The 16185-nt window shown below is 64.4% G+C and carries 18 protein-coding genes; 7 read left to right on the plus strand and 11 right to left on the minus strand.

Annotation, left to right across the window (positions count from 1 at the left end; genetic code table 11):
- The first annotated feature begins 44 nt into the window (after window positions 1-44).
- Window positions 45-995 carry an S-4TM family putative pore-forming effector gene (locus GGC30_RS00270; protein ID WP_153921663.1) on the plus strand — a complete coding sequence of 317 codons (951 nt, stop codon included), beginning with the start codon at window positions 45-47 and terminating at the stop codon, window positions 993-995.
- Here GGC30_RS00270 and GGC30_RS00275 read toward each other — a convergent pair whose 3' ends face one another.
- The 8 genes from GGC30_RS00275 to GGC30_RS00310 form a co-directional block, all read right to left on the minus strand.
- Complete coding sequence (locus GGC30_RS00275) at window positions 996-1880, minus strand: CBASS oligonucleotide cyclase (protein WP_153921665.1); 885 nt, start codon at window positions 1878-1880, stop codon at window positions 996-998.
- Window positions 1877-2380 (minus strand): HORMA domain containing protein, encoded by a 504-nt coding sequence (locus GGC30_RS00280; RefSeq protein WP_152950375.1) that lies wholly within the window; start codon window positions 2378-2380, stop codon window positions 1877-1879. The genes GGC30_RS00275 and GGC30_RS00280 overlap by 4 nt, the downstream gene beginning before the upstream one ends.
- Window positions 2380-2850 carry a hypothetical protein gene (locus GGC30_RS00285; RefSeq protein WP_153921668.1) on the minus strand — a complete coding sequence of 157 codons (471 nt, stop codon included), beginning with the start codon at window positions 2848-2850 and terminating at the stop codon, window positions 2380-2382. Before GGC30_RS00285 ends, GGC30_RS00280 begins: the two co-directional genes overlap by 1 nt.
- Window positions 2837-3646, minus strand: coding sequence for an AAA family ATPase (locus tag GGC30_RS00290; RefSeq protein ID WP_221233698.1), 810 nt, complete (start codon window positions 3644-3646; stop codon window positions 2837-2839). The genes GGC30_RS00285 and GGC30_RS00290 overlap by 14 nt, the downstream gene beginning before the upstream one ends.
- Window positions 3647-4235: 589 nt before the next feature.
- Entirely contained in the window at window positions 4236-5657 is a 1422-nt protein-coding gene (locus tag GGC30_RS00295; protein WP_153921674.1) for a GrpB family protein, read from the minus strand.
- A gap of 57 nt (window positions 5658-5714) precedes the next feature.
- A complete protein-coding gene (locus tag GGC30_RS00300; RefSeq protein WP_183217307.1) occupies window positions 5715-7157 on the minus strand; it encodes a site-specific integrase in 1443 nt (480 codons plus the stop codon).
- Window positions 7158-7445: 288 nt separating this feature from the next.
- A complete protein-coding gene (locus GGC30_RS00305; RefSeq protein ID WP_017503901.1) occupies window positions 7446-7640 on the minus strand; it encodes a DUF2842 domain-containing protein in 195 nt (64 codons plus the stop codon).
- Window positions 7640-7891, minus strand: a complete 252-nt coding sequence (locus GGC30_RS00310; protein ID WP_153921681.1) for a transglycosylase — start codon at window positions 7889-7891, stop codon at window positions 7640-7642. Before GGC30_RS00310 ends, GGC30_RS00305 begins: the two co-directional genes overlap by 1 nt.
- Window positions 7892-8025: 134 nt before the next feature.
- On the opposite strand from GGC30_RS00310, the gene GGC30_RS00315 reads away from it, so the two are divergent.
- A complete protein-coding gene (locus GGC30_RS00315; RefSeq protein ID WP_153921683.1) occupies window positions 8026-9126 on the plus strand; it encodes a COX15/CtaA family protein in 1101 nt (366 codons plus the stop codon).
- Here the strand turns inward: GGC30_RS00315 and GGC30_RS00320 are convergent.
- Window positions 9095-10480 carry an alkaline phosphatase PhoX gene (locus GGC30_RS00320; protein WP_153921686.1) on the minus strand — a complete coding sequence of 462 codons (1386 nt, stop codon included), beginning with the start codon at window positions 10478-10480 and terminating at the stop codon, window positions 9095-9097. The genes GGC30_RS00315 and GGC30_RS00320 overlap by 32 nt on opposite strands.
- A gap of 261 nt (window positions 10481-10741) precedes the next feature.
- Here GGC30_RS00320 and rplM point away from each other — a divergent pair, with 261 nt between their 5' ends.
- The 4 genes from rplM to msrB all read left to right on the plus strand — a co-directional run bounded on the left by rplM (window position 10742) and on the right by msrB (window position 13310).
- Entirely contained in the window at window positions 10742-11218 is a 477-nt protein-coding gene (gene rplM / locus GGC30_RS00325) for a 50S ribosomal protein L13 (protein WP_017503897.1), read from the plus strand.
- Window positions 11219-11220: 2 nt separating this feature from the next.
- A complete protein-coding gene (rpsI, locus tag GGC30_RS00330; RefSeq protein WP_017503896.1) occupies window positions 11221-11715 on the plus strand; it encodes a 30S ribosomal protein S9 in 495 nt (164 codons plus the stop codon).
- Window positions 11716-11816: 101 nt separating this feature from the next.
- On the plus strand, window positions 11817-12767 hold the full coding sequence (gene argC / locus GGC30_RS00335; RefSeq protein ID WP_153921690.1) for an N-acetyl-gamma-glutamyl-phosphate reductase: 951 nt from the start codon (window positions 11817-11819) through the stop codon (window positions 12765-12767).
- A 39-nt stretch (window positions 12768-12806) separates the two neighbouring features.
- A complete protein-coding gene (msrB, locus tag GGC30_RS00340; RefSeq protein WP_153921693.1) occupies window positions 12807-13310 on the plus strand; it encodes a peptide-methionine (R)-S-oxide reductase MsrB in 504 nt (167 codons plus the stop codon).
- On the opposite strand, the gene GGC30_RS00345 is transcribed toward msrB, so the two are convergent.
- Together GGC30_RS00345 and phaC are read right to left on the minus strand one after the other, a co-directional pair.
- Window positions 13307-13684, minus strand: coding sequence for a hypothetical protein (locus GGC30_RS00345; protein ID WP_153921696.1), 378 nt, complete (start codon window positions 13682-13684; stop codon window positions 13307-13309). The two genes, msrB and GGC30_RS00345, sit on opposite strands and share 4 nt — an antisense overlap.
- Window positions 13681-15621, minus strand: a complete 1941-nt coding sequence (gene phaC / locus GGC30_RS00350; RefSeq protein WP_153921699.1) for a class I poly(R)-hydroxyalkanoic acid synthase — start codon at window positions 15619-15621, stop codon at window positions 13681-13683. Before phaC ends, GGC30_RS00345 begins: the two co-directional genes overlap by 4 nt.
- 84 nt (window positions 15622-15705) lie before the next feature.
- Here phaC and GGC30_RS00355 point away from each other — a divergent pair, with 84 nt between their 5' ends.
- Window positions 15706-16155: a hypothetical protein gene (locus tag GGC30_RS00355; protein WP_153921701.1), complete on the plus strand. Its 450-nt coding sequence runs from the start codon at window positions 15706-15708 to the stop codon at window positions 16153-16155.
- The last annotated feature ends 30 nt before the right edge of the window (window positions 16156-16185 follow it).

The following is a 16185-nucleotide window of genomic DNA, read 5'->3' on the forward strand; positions in this document are numbered from 1 at the left end:
ACTTGAAGACGGCAGCGGGATAGACACGCCCGGCGACCGGTCGGATGCGGATCGCCGCTTCCATCGCGCCGATGGTCAGGCGACAAGCCCGTATGAACGATATCCCGGCACGCCAGAACAGACCCGAGAATCTCCAGCTGATGCGGGCGCGCCAGGAGATGTTCCACCGCGCTAAGCTCATCTTTATCCTCCAGCTGATCCTGACCGTCTTTCTGCCGGTGGTCGGAGCGGCCACAGGTCTGTTCGTCGAGGAAGCGCGTTCGGGCGTGGCGGCATTCAGCCTCGTAGTCACCTTGCTGGACATCACTATTCTGGATCGCGCCCAGCGCCGTTTCGTGCGGAGCGGCGCAAAAATCGCCGAATGCTTCGACTGCTCCGTGCTGCAATTGCCTTGGAACGGCTTGAGCGCAGGAAGACGTATCGATCCTGAGATCATAGAGGCTGCAGCAGAAGCCTGGTCGAAACGCCACAGCGACAAAGGCATCCTTGACTGGTACCCGGCCGAAGTCGGCAGCACGAGTCTGGAAGCCGGGCGGTTGCTCTGTCAGCGCAGCAGTCTCTGGTACGATGTCACCCTTCGGCGCTTCAACGGCTCGATTGCCCTGGTGCTGGCGATCGGCATCCCAACCGCCTTTCTCATTGCCTGCTGGGTCGTCCGGCTGCCGCTGAGCGACGTCGCCGTGACCTGGATGCCAGTGGCCCCGGTGCTGGTCTGGTCCGTTCGGGAGCACTTCAGACAGAAAGACACGGCCGAAAGCCAGGACCAGACGAAGAGCGAACTGGAGTCTGTTCTGGCGAGGGTGGAGGCGGAGGCGATTTCAGCAGACGACGCCCGCGACGCCAGCCGCAATATTCAGAACGCCCTATATGCGCGTCGGGTGTCCAGTCCTCTGGTCATGCCGGGCCTCTATGAGGCCCGGCGCGCCTACCTGGAAAGACATATGAAAGCCGGCGTCGCTGCGAGGCTGCGCGCCGCCGGCTCTACACCCGACTGATTAGGCCGCCGGGAAGAAGTCGCCGAAGACGCCTTTCCAAATCCGCACGGCCTCTGTCTCGCTGCCCTGCGCCTCGGCACGATAGGCGCGCGTTGCGGCCATCTCGGCGTCTCTCAACGTCTGGCGAGCCACGGCGCATTTGGCGGCCGTCATCTCGTCGGATACCGGCGGCCCCAGTCTCGCCGGATCGCTCCAGGTGTCGTCGATGCTGGCCGCAGCGGCGGCGAAGAATCGCCGGGCTTCGTCGGGGAAGCTGTTGAACGGACCGTCAACCAGATCGAGGGCCATGACTTCGACAAGGAAGGACGGTTGGATCGGCTTGCCGTTGGCCCGGTTCCAGCTTTTCAGCATCTTTACGAGCGGCACCCAATTTCCGCTCAGCGTCTTGTTCTTCGCCGTCGTCAGGTCGTTGTGGGTCGCGGGGTTCGTCTTGATCCACTTGCCGAGATCCTCGTCGGGAATCTCGTAATCCGATCCCGACTGGAACGCCGGGACGACGTCCAGGCTGACGACCTTGCCTTCCTCATGCTGGGTCTGGTGGCGTTTTTCGAACCAGACGGTCACGCACCGACGGTCGCGCTCCACCTGACCTCGCCCGTACGCATCAACGAGGCACGTCTCGAGGTCGTCCAGAACGGCCTTCGGGTGCGCCTTGCGTCGGTGGTCCTCCTTTGACCCCAGACAGACAAAGATATCGATGTCCTTGAGCGGCTTTGTCTTGGTGTGTCGCCCGTAGGAGCCGGTCAGGAAGTCGTGGTCGACGTGGAAGGCTTCCTGCACGGTGGCGCGGACATCCTTCTGCCGACGGCTTGCATCATCCTTCTCGGTCTGCGTCAGCTCCAGCCGGCTTTTGAATGTGGCGAATGCGTCGCTGACCTTGGTCATGCCGGCCTCCAGTAGTTGAGCCCGGCGGTGATGTCGTGGGTGGCGATCGCCGTGCCGGTGGACCGGCTGACGAGGCCGGCCGTCGAGAGGTGCGATGTGCTGGACATTCCCGGAACTTCCGGTCGGCCTCGCTTGCAGCTCAGGATGATCCGATAGGTGCATCCGGTCGGCGGGCGACCGACCTTGTCGATCGTGCGCTGAACGTGGTCCCGGTCGACCCACATGTCATCGTCGACTCCGCTGCCGTCGTAGGTGACGGGGAAGTCCCAACGCAACTGCAACGTGCTCGATCCCGGCTTGAAAAACTCGATGGTCACGACTTCGAGATGGCCGCTCTCGAGCCAGGTCCGGGCGGCCGGTCCGACGATGGTCCAATCGTCCGCCAACTGTTCCGGCGATAGCCCGGCAGCCTGAACGATGCGTTTCAGCTGGTTGCGCATGTGATCCGCCACGAAGGCGGCGGTGTGCGTGCGGGTATAGGTGAAGGTCGAGACAGCCATCAGCTCGCAGCTCCCCAGTTGATGCTGAGAGCCGCCGATGTGTCGTTGGCGGCAGTCGAGGCGTCCTGTTCGGTGTCCGTGGGACCGGAGCCGAGGACGTGGACCGCGAGGCGAGGAGCCCGTGTTTTCAACGTCTGCGTCACCCAGTCGAGATCCTCCGGGTCACAGGGCACATGGAGGGTCCAAGCCTTGCCGGTGGGGTTCCAATCGAGAGGCGCGACCTCGGCGCCGCGGGCTACCGCGTCCGCGCCGTAGGCGCCGTAGATCACCAGGCGATGTCCGTCCCCCTTCAGGGTCAGCGGATGTTTGGCGTAGTGGTCCTCGGAAAGCAGAGTGGCCATGACGCTCGCCGCCGCCGTGAGCTGGCCGGCGTCGATCGAATCCGGCCGCGTGATCAGAGCGATGATCTCGGACCAGGTTTCGGCTCCCGTGCGGACCGGCACGGACGCGATATCTCTACGCAGCTTCACGGCCGACCTCCTTGTTCGCCTGGGTCGAGGCCTTGAGGGCCGCCAGCACCTGTTGGCTTGTGACGAGGTTGGGGTCGCGAGCGGTGGCGATGGAGCCCGCCAGGGCGCTGACCACGGCCTTGCGCAGGCGGCGGCCGTCCATCCCGCTCGATGCGGCGACGAAAAGGCTCATGTCGTTCGCAAGGTTGCGGATCGACGGCCATTGGCGGCCCAGCCCTTCGAGGGTGTCGCGGATGATTTCCGCCCGGGCCTCGTTATTCGGAGGCGGGATGTACTCGATCAGATCCGCCCGCGAGAGAAAGGCGCTGTCGACGGCCTGCGGATAGTTGGTCGTGGCGATGAGCAGGATATTCTTGTGCTGGCGCGTGAGGAGATCGAGGCTGGCGAGGACCGCGTCGGTCGCACGATGAACATCCACGGGGTTGGCTTCGAGGCTCATCTTCTTGCGGTCGGCCGCGAGGGTTTCGACCTCGTCCAGCAGGACTACGGCGAAGCCGCCCATTCCCGCCTCCGGGATGGTCTGGTTGAACAGGGTCGTGACCTGCTGCTGGCTCTTGCCGAGCGACGCGCTGGCGAGCCCGTGCGGATCGACCTGGATGAAGTTCACCTTCGAAGGGGACAGCATCGCGGCGACCTTGGTCGCCAGCCCGCGGGCGAGCGTGGTCTTCCCCGTGCCGGGGACGCCGGCGAGCACGATCAGGCCGTGCAGCGGAGCGACGTCGAAGGAGACGGCGCGTCGGACGGTCAGGGCCAGAGTCGCCTGGGCGACGAGCCGGTCCTTGACCGCCTTGTCCATCTTGATCGAGTCCCAGGCGGACTCGAAGGCGGGATCGGGGAGGGTGCAGCGATAGGCAATGCCGGAACTCATACGAGAGTCCTTTCGATTCAAGGGGAGATGAATCCGAGAGGGCGCTCAGTCGCGGCGACGGTTGTGTGCTCGCGAACGCGATGCATAAGATCGCGCCGCCGACCCGAATGAGTCGGTAACCGGAGAGAGGGCGGCCTTCTTTTGAAGACCTGCAAGTCGGGACGGTCGTCCTCTCCCCACCATGTTCATGCTGACATCGTCAGGCACGCTCCTTCGTCTGATACGCGAGCCGCGCCCGAACACGGCGTCGGCGGATCGATCGAATTCAACGGAATTGGCACAGCCGAAACCCAACCCGGACAGACTCGATATGTTGAGTCGGGTCGCAGGGAAAGGGATCGTTAACCCGTTTTCACTCTGAGCCGATTCGTCTCACGTGTCGAAACTTTCGTCAAGATGTAGTGGCGCGCAGGGTCTGAACCGCAATAGACAGCGTTTGCGACCCCAATAACACGCCTCTGGCCCACCGACCTTCCACAGCTTTCGATTGCCTGAAGCCGAGGGTGACGGCGGGAAGTCAGGACCGCTTCGCCGCCAGGTAGGCCCGCCAGCGACGCGACAGGTCCCGACGTCGCCACCGATAGACGAGCGGCGGGACGACAGGCGCGCTCTCGACGGCGGCGTTGTAGTCCGACATCAGGAGGAGAACGTCGGCCTCCGGATAGCCCCGGGCCGCAGTCGTCTCGATGCGCCGGAAGATTTCAGCGATGGCGTGGGCGGCCTGATGATGACCGAGTAGGGCGCCGAGAACGTCGGATGACAGAACGAACACCAGCGCCGCGATCATGACCCGAGCCGCGTTGATCTGGGCGTCAGAGGTCAGGTCGACGACGCCGCGCCACGCGGCGGCGCAGAGCACCAAGCCGATAACAACGAGAATGGCGGCCACGACGCCCGCGCTCGTCTTCTGGAGATCGCCCGTCCAGTAGGCCGACTCCTCGACGAGCTCCGCCGCGCGTTGAAAGCCCGGGCGGCATCGGCTCGCGAAATAGTCTTCCTCCCGCACGAGGCGGCGGCCGCGGATCGAAAGCGCGAACCCGTCGAATATGCGGAGCCTTTGGGCCGGCGAAACGGACTGGCCGAGCCCGCTGGCCAACAGGACTGCGCGGCGCGCCTGATTGCCCGCGGTCCGGTGCCGCCCACCGCGTCGACCGATCTCGAACCAGGCGAGCGCAAGAGTGAACCCGACGAAGGCAAAGGTCAGCAGGGTGGGTCCGTCGTTGAAGAATACGGAGCCCGCGGCCACGACCGCGACGAGGAACTGAGTAGAGAGTGAAGCGACCTGAAGCTGCTGGGCGCGATCCAGCTCGACCCGCTGATGGGTTAGGAGGCTGGAGTTGCTGAAGGCGTCGGCGATCTCGATCAGGACGCCCTCGACGAACATCGCCTTGCCCGACGTGTAAGCAGGCAGGTCTTCCGCGTGTTTCTCGGCCAGAGCGGTTTTCAGCGCCGCGTACTGTTGAACAAGGCCCTCGTCGTGCGCCAACGCATCCCGAAACGCCACCATGCGCTCGCCCCACTCGGAGTCGGTAGGCACCAGATGAAGATTGAAAGCCGGGCTGTCCGGCGTGCCGGTGCGGGTAAGGAACCGCCGTGGGTCAGCTCCTCCAATCTTCTCCTCAACGCGGTAGCCCTGGTTCCTTAGGGATCGCGAGACAGCGTCCGCCGCTTGCCAGTCCGTTAGAGTGACGAGAATGTCTATGATCGGCTTCGCCGGCAGATCTGCGACTGCGGTGCTTCCGACGTGATCAAAGAAGCACTGGACTTGGCTATCGGACTTCAGCCGATCGGCTTCGGCCATGAAGGCGGCGGACCATCCGGTGTCGTGATTCACGAGTGCGACGGGAGTCTGACGGAGCTCGCGAGGCCTGCTGATGGCGCGCCATGCCTCCCCGGCCGCATTGATGAGAACTTTAGGCAACCCGTGAATTGTCGTCATCGCGTTCTTGTCCCGCGATCCAAACACGGCGTCCAGTCGCGCGCCTTCTCCAAGGCCTCAGAACACCGACGCGATTTCTGTACCGATGGGGCCTGCGGATGGGTTGTAAAAACGCAGCGCAGAGCGGGCCGTCGTGGCGTAGTCGGGGGTATCTGATACCCGGTCGGCGGATGCGCCCACGACCGCGAGAAGGAGCGTCTCCAGCTGGGTGATCGCGGCGCGCTTCTCCGCCATGTAGTTGTGCTGGACATAGACGGCCATGGTGATCGGCGATCCGCCGCCGAGATCGCCGGCGTGGTTGAGAAGCTTCGACAGGATGAAAGGACTGACGCCAGCGATCGCGAGCCGGGTCGCGCCGCTGCGACGCAGGTCGTGCGTCGTCAGGTCGAGCGACCCGATCCCCTCCCGGATATCTCGCATCGCATGGCTGATCGCGGCCGGCGACAGATAGGGGACTGTCTTGCTGCGACCCACGAAGACATAGGGCGATGGATCGTCCCCGGGAGCGGGCTCGGATCGGAGCGCGATGGCTTCCCGGATCAGACCGATCGCCGTGGCGCAGAGCGGAACGGCCGTCACCCGACCGGCCTTGGTCTTCTCCGCGGGGATCGTCCAGACCGCGGCATTGAAGTCGATTTCAGGGATGCGCATCGCCGCGATCTCGCCCCGCCGCTGGAGCGTCAGCATCGCGAGCTGAATGGCGATACGGACCGGCCGACTGACCATGACGGGTTCGTCGCGGCCGCCGGGGAGGGGGCGCCGCAAGCCTGTGGGATCGATCAGGGCCCTCCACAGCGACCGCGTCTCCTCATCCGTCAGGATGCGGGTGCGGGGAATTTCCTCTGCCAGGTCGACGAGCTCGCCGGCTGGATTGCGGGCGATCCTGCCTTCGAGGACGCCCCAGGCGTAGATCTGCCGCAGGAGGCCCCGGACTCGGTTCGAGGTGATGCCGCGACCAGCGTTCAGGAGATCGCGCAGCAGCTTACGGACCGCGTCGCGGGTGAGCGCCTCGACCCTGATCGAGCCGAGCGCTGCGAGATACTTCTTGTAGAGATAGCGCTCGGCCTTGATCGTCTGCGGGCGCTTGCGCCGGCGGCTGGGGCGGTACTCTCCCGTCTCGCAGACGGCGAAGTAGGCCTCGGCCAGATCATCGACCGTACGAATGGCCTGGGCTTTGGCCTCGGCCTTGGCGACCTGTCGCGTGGTCGCGGGATCGCCGCCGTCATCGACCTCCGTTTGAATCTTCCTCGCCCGTGCTCTCGCGCCGGCTACCGTCAAAGCCGAGGTATCGCTGATCGCCTGCTCGGGCGGTACGTAGTGACCGAGCCGGATGCGCGGTTGACTTCCGTCCGGTCGGCGATACCTATAGCCCCAGATACGGGTGTCCGAAGACACCCTCAGATACAGGCCTTTCACGGCGGTATCCCAGAGCTCCAGACGGCCGCCTTCGGTGGCCTTGGCCGACGCAACCGTCCGGTCCGTGAGCTTCAAAGTCGGCATCCCGATCTCCGATGAGCGCCCTTTGCTGGGGCACATATGGGGCACAGATTGCAGCAACTCGAAGAATACGGGTGAAAAGCGGTGACGTCAAAAACATTATCAGAAACAAGCGGTTAGAACAGTCCTGACCAGTAGTGAAATGTCCTGAAAACAACCTCAGGGTAGGCTGGGGGTCAAGGGGTCGCAGGTTCGAATCCTGTCGCTCCGACCATTCTTGAAAAAGAATGATGATGGTGGGGTCGTCCTTGCGGGCGGCCCCATCGCCGTATCTGGGGGGAGGTTCGGCGCTCAGCCGCGCTCGGCCCATCTCAGCAACGGGATGAGCGGCAGGCCCCAGGCGGTCCCGCCGATGCCGAAGAACAGGAAGTCAATCCATTGCGACGGCGGCAGCATTCCGCGCAGGGCGATCAACCCCCAGACCCAAAAAACGAGAAAGAGCAGCACACCGATCGCGGCGACGAAGCGACGCAGACGCGGCGGCATCAGCGCTTGTTCCGGAACAGGAAGAAGGCGACCAGACAGATGCCCGATCCCACGAGCGCCCACGGCACCCAGACCCAAGTGGCCATCGTACTGACCGCGAAGACCCGGACCGCCAGAAACCATCCGCAGGCCAGGCCGATTCCGGACACAAGGCTTGTGCCGCCGAAGCCGCGCCGGCCCGTCAGAAGGTCCGCGATCCAGGCCAGCAGCAGGCCGCCTGCAACGGCGGCGGCGATATCGGCGTATTGCAACCCTGATCTCCTGCGGCGACAGCGCCGTTAACTCAATCCGACTCGATCTTGTCGCTTGGGGCGGGCATACCGCACCGGTCGCGTCTGGTCTTCGTTCGACGCGACACCATATCCGGGTCAGTGTCAGGCGTCGAATGAACCGTTTCGGAAATCCAGATCGTAACCGCGCCGTCGCCGTATGGCTGTTCGCCACGGCCGCCGTCGTCTTCCTGATGGTGGTGATCGGCGGCATCACGCGGCTGACGGGCTCGGGCCTGTCGATCACGGAGTGGAAGCCCATCATGGGCGCCATTCCGCCTCTGAACGACGCGCAGTGGGCCGAGGCCTTCGAGAAGTACAAGCAGATCCCGCAGTACGCGCAGGTCAACGCCGGCATGAGCCTGGGCGAGTTTCAGGGCATCTTCTGGTGGGAATGGCTGCACCGTCTTATCGGGCGTCTGGTGGGTATGGTGTTCGCCCTGCCGCTGATCGTCTTCCTGCTGTGCCGTCTGGCGCCGGCTCGGTCGGTATTCCACCAGTGGGCCATGCCCAACCGTCTGATCTGGCGCTGTGTTCTGCTCCTGGCCCTGGGCGGCCTTCAGGGCCTGATCGGATGGTGGATGGTGTCCAGCGGCCTGTCCGAGCGTGTCAGCGTGGCGCCGGAGCGTCTGGCGACACACCTGGGCCTGGCGTTCGTGCTGTTCGCCGCCCTGATCTGGACGGGGCTAGAGGCCTGGAACGGTGAGGATCACGGCCGCCCGCCGTCGGGTTGGGCGAGGGGCGCCGGCCTCCTGCTAGGCGCGGTCTTCCTGCAATGTCTGCTGGGCGCCCTCGTGGCCGGCGGTCATGCGGGGCTTGTCTATACCGACTGGCCGCTGATGAACGGCGCCGTTCTGCCGCCGGCCGACTGGAGCCTGGGCGCGACCGCCTTCCTGCATGATCAGGCGCTGACGCAGTTCAATCACCGACTGGTCGCCTATGGTCTGCTGATCGCCGTCAGCGTCTATGCCTTCCAGGCCTGGCGCTGGCGCGTGGCGGAGGGAATGGGGCTCGGCGCCTTCACGCTTGCGGGTGTGATCTGGTTCCAGGCTCTGCTGGGGATCGTGACCCTGGTGCACGCGGTTCCGGTGTGGCTGGGCGTGCTGCACCAGGCAGGCGCCGCGATCGTGCTGGCGACGGCTACCGTGAACCTATGGTTGGTGCTGCGGGCTCAACCGCGCATCTTCATGTCCGGACCGAGGACCATGGGCCTCTGATCGCCAGCGTCATGCCGGGGTACATGATGTTGACGAACAGCACCTCGCGATCCGGCGAGAAGCAGGCGCCGGCGAATTCCGAGTTGCCGGTGAAGACGTTGCGGCCGATCGTATAAACCTTGCCCTCTGGCGTGACGCCTTTCAGGTGGTTTCGGACGTCCGAGGAGTAGTTGTCCTCGCACAGGATCAGGTGTCCCCAGGGCGCGACGGTGATGTTGTCGGCCATGTTCATCGTCTTTGGATCAGTGCTTTCCACGAACAACTGCAGCCGGTCTGCCGCGTCGTTCAGACCGGGAACCAGCCGCATGACCTGACCGCGGCGGATGGGTCCGCCCGAAGTTGCGGTGAAATACAGTTCGTCTTCGCCCCACCAAATGCCTTCGCCCCGCGCCACCCAGGCCGCGCCGGCTGCATGACCGCGCTTGGCCAGGTCGCCATTAGGAGATTCGACGTCGTCCAGATCGATCCATTCGATCTCCCTCCAGTCGCCGACAGCCCAGGTGCGACCGTCCTGATTGCGGGTGTCGGCCGAGGGCGCGCCCTTCCAGGCCATCGCCTGAAGCCGGCCGCCCTCAATCAGCTTGCCGGGCGCATTGGGAATGAAGCGATAGAAGAGGCCGGCGTTGTCGTCTTCGGTCAGATAGACGACGCCGGTGCGGGGATCGACGCAGACGGCCTCGTGATCGAACCGGCCCATGGCCTTGAGCGGCACGGGATCGACCAGGCCAGTCGCGGTCGCCGGCACTTCGAAGATCCACCCGTGGGCCTTAGTCACATCGGCGTCGGCCGGCGTCTCCAGCGTCTCCTCGCAGGTCAGCCAGCTGCCCCACGGCGTCGGGCCGCCGCAGCAGTTGGTCGAGGTGCCGGCCAGCGTCAGATGCCGGCTGACCATCTGGCGGGTCGCCAGATCATAGATGATGGTGGAACAGCCGCCGGGCAGGGGGCGGCCATTCTTGTAGGTATCGTAGCCCCGGCTGGCGTCCAACAGGTCAAGCCGTTCCTCCCGCAGGCCGCCTGGACCCAGGTTGCGATGCAGGCCGCTGGAGCCCTTCAGCTCGTGATTGACAACCAGGGCCACGCGAGACCCTTCAAGCGGGAAACAGGCCATGCCGTCGGGCTGTCCCGGAGCGAACAGGCCGTCGTCCATCGTGTCGCCGCTCTGGGCCACGACCTGATAGGAAAAGCCTTCGGGCAGATCGAGCAGTCGATTGGGATCGCGCAGCAGCGGGCCGTAGCCATGGACATCGTTGACGTAGGTCTCTTCACCCGCCGTCTGAGCGGCGGCGTGACGCGCCAGTCCCGAGAAGGCGGCGGCTGCGCCCGTGGCGATCAGACCACGACGATGAAGGATCATGAGGGGCTCCAAAGCTGTCGCGGTTGCGATGCCCGCCTATAATCATGGTTTGATGACGTTTTATGTTACGCCGTAACGCTTGTCACACCAGTTACGCCGGGTATTTTAATACCGTATTTGAAAAACTGTGTTTGAACAATACGTTGTGGCAAGTGCGGCGTTGTCGTGTGCGTTGACGCGACCAGTCGTCTCCTGTATCAGCGCGCCTTCATTCGGTTCCCTCGGGGGCCGGACCCGATTTTCGTCTCCAGGAACCCCCTCATGCTGAAGAGCACTACGGCTTCGTTGAAGCCGGCCGAGGTCGAGAAGAAGTGGATCCACATCGACGCCGAAGGCGTCGTGGTGGGCCGCCTTGCGACCTTCATCGCCAACCGTCTGCGCGGCAAGCACCGCGGCGACTACACTCCGCACGTCGACTGCGGCGACTATGTCGTCGTCACCAACGTCGACAAGGTGGTGTTCACCGGCAAGAAGAACACCGACAAGATCTACTATCGCCACACCGGTCACCCGGGCGGCGTCAAGTCGACCACGCCTGAGAAGGTTCTGGGCGGCCGCTTCCCCGAGCGCGTGCTTGAAAAGGCTGTCGAGCGCATGCTGCCCAAGGAAAGCCCCTTGGCCCGCAAGCAGATGACGCACCTGCGCCTGTTCGCCGGCGCCGCGCACGACCACGAAGCCCAGCAACCGGAAACGATCGACTTCAAGTCGGCGTCGCCCAAGAACACCCGGAGCGTCTGAGCATGACCGACGTGACCAACACCGAAACCGCAACCGGCTTCGACGCCCTGAAGGGCCTGAGCTCTTCGGTCGAGAACGACGCGCCCGTCTATGTCCAGAAGCTGGACGCCCAAGGCCGCGCCTATTCGACCGGCAAGCGCAAGAACGCCATCGCTCGCGTCTGGGTGAAGCCCGGCACCGGCAAGATCACCATTAACGGCAAGGACCAGGAGCAGTATTTCGCTCGTCCCGTGCTGCGCATGATGATCGCTCAGCCGCTGACCGTCTCGGACCGCGCCACCCAGTATGACGTGATCTGCACCGTCGAAGGTTCCGGTCTGTCGGGCCAGGCCGGCGCGATCCGTCACGGCCTGTCGCACGCCCTCACGCACTTCGAACCGGAACTGCGCAAGGTCCTGAAGCCGCATGGCTTCCTGACCCGCGACAGCCGCGTCGTCGAGCGCAAGAAGTACGGCCGCGCCAAGGCTCGCCGCAGCTTCCAGTTCTCGAAGCGCTAATCGCGTTTACGCGGTTTGGATTTGGGGCGCTTCGGGGAGACCCGGAGCGCCCTTTTTCTTGCGCCTTTGCTCCTTAAGCGGAGAAGGGACGGGAGAGACAAATGACCCATACCATCTTCATCGACGGCGAGGCCGGCACCACGGGGCTGGAAATCCGCGAGCGGCTGGAAGCGCGCCCGGATTTGAATCTGCTGTTGCTGGGCGACAGACGTCGGGATGCGGATGCACGGCGCGAGGCTCTGAACGGCGCCGATGCGGTTATCCTGTGTTTGCCCGACGATGCGGCCCGAGAGGCCGTGTCCATGATCGACACCCCATCGGTCAAGGTGATCGACGCCTCGACCGCCTATCGGGTCGCGCCGGGCTGGGCTTATGGCTTTCCTGAAATGGATGCCGGGCAGCGTGCGCTGATCGCGCGCTCTCAGTTCGTGTCAAACCCCGGTTGCTATCCGACCGGTTTCATCGGCTTGATGCGGCCGCTGGTGAAGGCGGGTCTGGTTCCAGCTAACTATCCGGTCACGGTCAATGCGGTGTCGGGCTATTCCGGCGGCGGCAAGGCCATGATCGCCGAGTTCGAGGCGGCCCGAGAAAACAGTGGGGGCGCTACGACCGCCTATCGCGCCTATGGCCTGACGCTGAGACACAAGCATGTGCCCGAAATGACCAAACACACAGGTCTGAGCCGGGACGTGCTGTTCACGCCGGCGGTCGGCAACTACCGCCAGGGCATGCTGGTCGAGGTTCCGCTGCATCTGGGGGCCCTGCCGGAAACCCCTTCTGTCGAACGGCTGCACGGCGCCCTGGTCGAGGCCTATGACGGCCAGCGTTTCGTCGAGGTCGCCGACCTGGAGGAAACCGAGGCCATGACCGGCATCGAGCCCGAAGGCCTGAACGGCACCAACCGACTGCGTCTGCATGTCTTCGGCGATCGCAATGGCGAGCAGGCGCGGCTGGTCGCTTTGCTCGACAATCTGGGTAAGGGCGCGTCGGGCGCGGCGGTGCAGAACCTGAATATCATGCTGGGCCTGGATGAGACGACCGGTCTGATCTGAGGTCTGAAACCATTCGGCGGCGTGCATCGTATCAGGGACATGACCCAGTCCCTGATCCTGCATCGCCGGGGCCTTCTGATGGGCGCCGGCGCGCTCGCCCTATCCGCCTGTTCGCCTGAGACGTCCGAAGCCGGGGAGGGGCAGTACGCAGCCTCGCCCTATCGTCGGGTGTCCGATGCGGATTGGCGACGACGCTTGGGCGACGCCTCCTGGCGCGTCATGCGGAACGAGGGGACGGAGCGTCCCTATTCCAGCCCGTTAAACGATCAGCACGCTCGCGGGGCGTTCGTCTGCAAGGGCTGCGATCTGCCGCTGTTCCGATCGCAGTGGAAGTTCGATTCCCACACCGGTTGGCCCAGCTTCTATGACGTCATCGCCGCCAATATCGGCAAGAAGCGTGACCTGGCCATCGGCATTCCACGCACAGAATACCATTGCGCCCGCTGCCTGGGACACCAGGGGCATGTGTTCGAAGACGGTCCGCGTCCGACGGGACTGCGCTACTGCAACAACGGCGTGGCGCTGAAGTTCGTGTCGGCCTAAGCGCGACGGGCGCGCACGGCTGAATCGACGGTCAGGCCGAAGATGACCGAGGCGATGATCACCAGCAGACCATAGTCGTGACCGGCGAAGAATACGGGAGCGCAGGCCATGGCGATGACGATCAGTGGAAACAGTCCGGCCCACACCGCCGTGCCAGGCGTGCTGACGTGGATCAGCGGCTGAGCGACCGGTCTTTTCATCGCGCGCGCCATCCGTTCGTTGAGCAGGACAAAGGCGGCCGCGCAGATGACAGCCGAGATCACATATTTGACCGTATTGCCCGGTTCTCCGAACAGGCTGGCCGTCATGATCAGCAGGATCAAGGCGACACCTGTGCTGAAGGCGAGCAGGGCGTTGGGTTCGAGACGGTTCAAGACTTCACTTTCACATAGCTGCCCGGCGCCGGCTCGATGGGCTTGAGCGGACCCTTGGCGGGGTTACGGGCGGGGATTTGAGCGCCGGAACGCGCGCCGAGCCAGACCGACCAATGCTCCCACCAGCTGCCTGAATGTTCGACGGCTTCCGCCTGCCACTCGGCTAAGGTCGCGGGCAGGGCGGGGTTGGTCCAGTGCTGATACTTTTTTGCGGCGGGGGCGTTGATGACGCCGGCGATGTGACCCGACCCGGCCAGGGTAAAGGTCACATCCTTGCCCCCAAACAGTTTGGCGGACCGATAGACCGAGTTCATCGGCGCGATGTGATCCTCTCGGCTTGCCTGAAAATAGAGCGGGATCTCGACCTTCGACAGGTCCGCCGTCAGGCCGCCGATCTCGAACTGCCCCTTGGCCAGGGCGTTGGCCCCATACATCTGACGCAGATAGTCCAGATGCAGCGCCTTGGGCATGCGCGTCTGGTCGGCGTTCCAGAACAGCAGGTCGAAAGCGGGCGGATCCTTGCCCAGCAGATAGTTGCTGATGAAGAAGGACCAGATCAGGTCGTTGGACCGCAGGGCGTTGAACGTTTCGGCCATGGCTGCGCCCGGCAAGACGCCGCCCGCCGCATCCATCTGACGCTCGATCTCGGCGATCCAGTGTTCGTCGGTGAATAGCAGCAGGTCGCCGGCCTCTGCGAAGTCATGTTGAGCGGCGAAGAAGGTGGCGGCGGCGATGCGCTTGTCGCCCTTGGCCGCCATATGCGCCAGACCAGCGCCAAGCAGGGTGCCGCCGATGCAATATCCCACGGCGTTCAGCTGCTTCGTGCCCGTCTGTTCCAGCGTCTTCTCGACCGCGCGATAGATGCCCTTTTCCAGATAGTCGTCGAAGCCGAAGCCGGCCTTGTCCTTGTCCGGATTGACCCAGGAACAGACGAAGACCATGAAGCCCTGAGCCGACAGCCAGCGGATCAGCGAGTTCGCCGGCTGCAGGTCCATGATGTAGAATTTGTTGATCCAGGGCGGGAAGATAAGCAGCGGGAATTCGTGCTGGGTTTCGGTCGTCGGCGCGTACTGGATCAGTTCGAACAGCTCATCGCGCCACACGACCTGGCCCGGCGCGGTGGCGACGTTCTCGCCGACGACGAACTTGCCGTAGTCGGCCTGGCTGATGCGCAGCGATCCGCCGCCACGTTCCAGATCAGCGGCGAAGTTCTGCATGCCCTTCACCAGCGATTCGCCGCTGGTCTCCGCCAAGGCTTTCAGCGCGACGGGGTTGGAGGCCAAAAAGTTCGACGGCGAGAAGGCGTCTGTCAGCAGGCGGGTGAAGAATTGCGCTCGACGTTTGAGAGTCGGATCGACGTCCTCGACCCCGGCGATCAGGCCGTTCATCCAGTCCGACGTCAGCAGATAGGATCGCCGCATCATGTCGAACATGGGGTTTTCGGACCAAGCCGGGTCCTTGAACCGCTTGTCGACCGGGGCGGGATCGGGCGCCTCGCCGGCCGCCTGACGCGCCGTCGATGACCAGAGCTGCATATAGCGGCCAAACAGGTCGGCCTGGGCCTGAATCATCTTGTCGGGCTGGGCGGCCAGGCTGGTCATGACTGACGTCATGGCTGGCGCGACGTTGAAGGGATCGGCGGAAAGGGCGGCCGGCCGATCGGCCTGGGTCAGCGCCGCCTCGGCGATCGCGCTCTGGGCCATCATGGCCGCCTTGGCCAGATTCATCGACAGGGTTTCGATCAGCTCGGCTTGGTTGGGCGTCGCAGCGATCGCCTCGGGAGTCGGTTCGGAATGGGCTTGGGCGGCCGCTTCCCGCGTTTCGGCAGGTTTCGATTTGGGCTGACGAGGCGGGCGAGGTCTGGCGGACGTCGGACGTCCGGCCTTGCGTGCGGGGCGGTCGGGGGCGTCTGTCGGCGTTCTGGGGGTCTTGGCCATGATCGTCCTTCGCGCATCCTGCGCCAGAGGGTGGTTCATCTACCCTTCCGCGCACCGCGATGATGGCATAAGACCATCAAGGAAATGAACGCGTCGCACTCGAAAAAGATGATCCTGATCGCCGCAGCCGTGATCGCGACGCCACTGAGCGGCTGTATCGGCGCATCCGCCTCCAAGACGGAGGCTGTCTCGCCGCTTGCGCCACGTATCCAAGAGCTGGTCGACGCCAATCGGCGCTATCCGCGCTGGGAGGACTTTCCGGCAGCGCCGACCGATCTGCCGCCGGTCACTCAGGTCGCTTCGAATGTGCATCGTCTCCAGGGCGACAGCGCGACGCTGACCAGCGAGATCGCACGCATCGACTGGACGCTCGGCGACGCCGAGGCGCTCGCCGCCGAAACACGCGCGGCCGTGAACGCTGTTCCGGTGTCGCCCGACGCCGTCCGAACCCAGGCGGATATCGAGGCCTTCGCCCAAAGCCTGCGTGACAAGGCCAAGGCTCCGCCGCCGCTCGACCGCCGCCCGACGCGATGACCGGTCGCGCGGGATGCAGAATCCCGCGAT

This window comes from Brevundimonas sp. SPF441 (assembly GCF_009661015.1).
In the GTDB taxonomy this organism is placed as follows: Bacteria; Pseudomonadota; Alphaproteobacteria; order Caulobacterales; family Caulobacteraceae; genus Brevundimonas; species Brevundimonas vesicularis.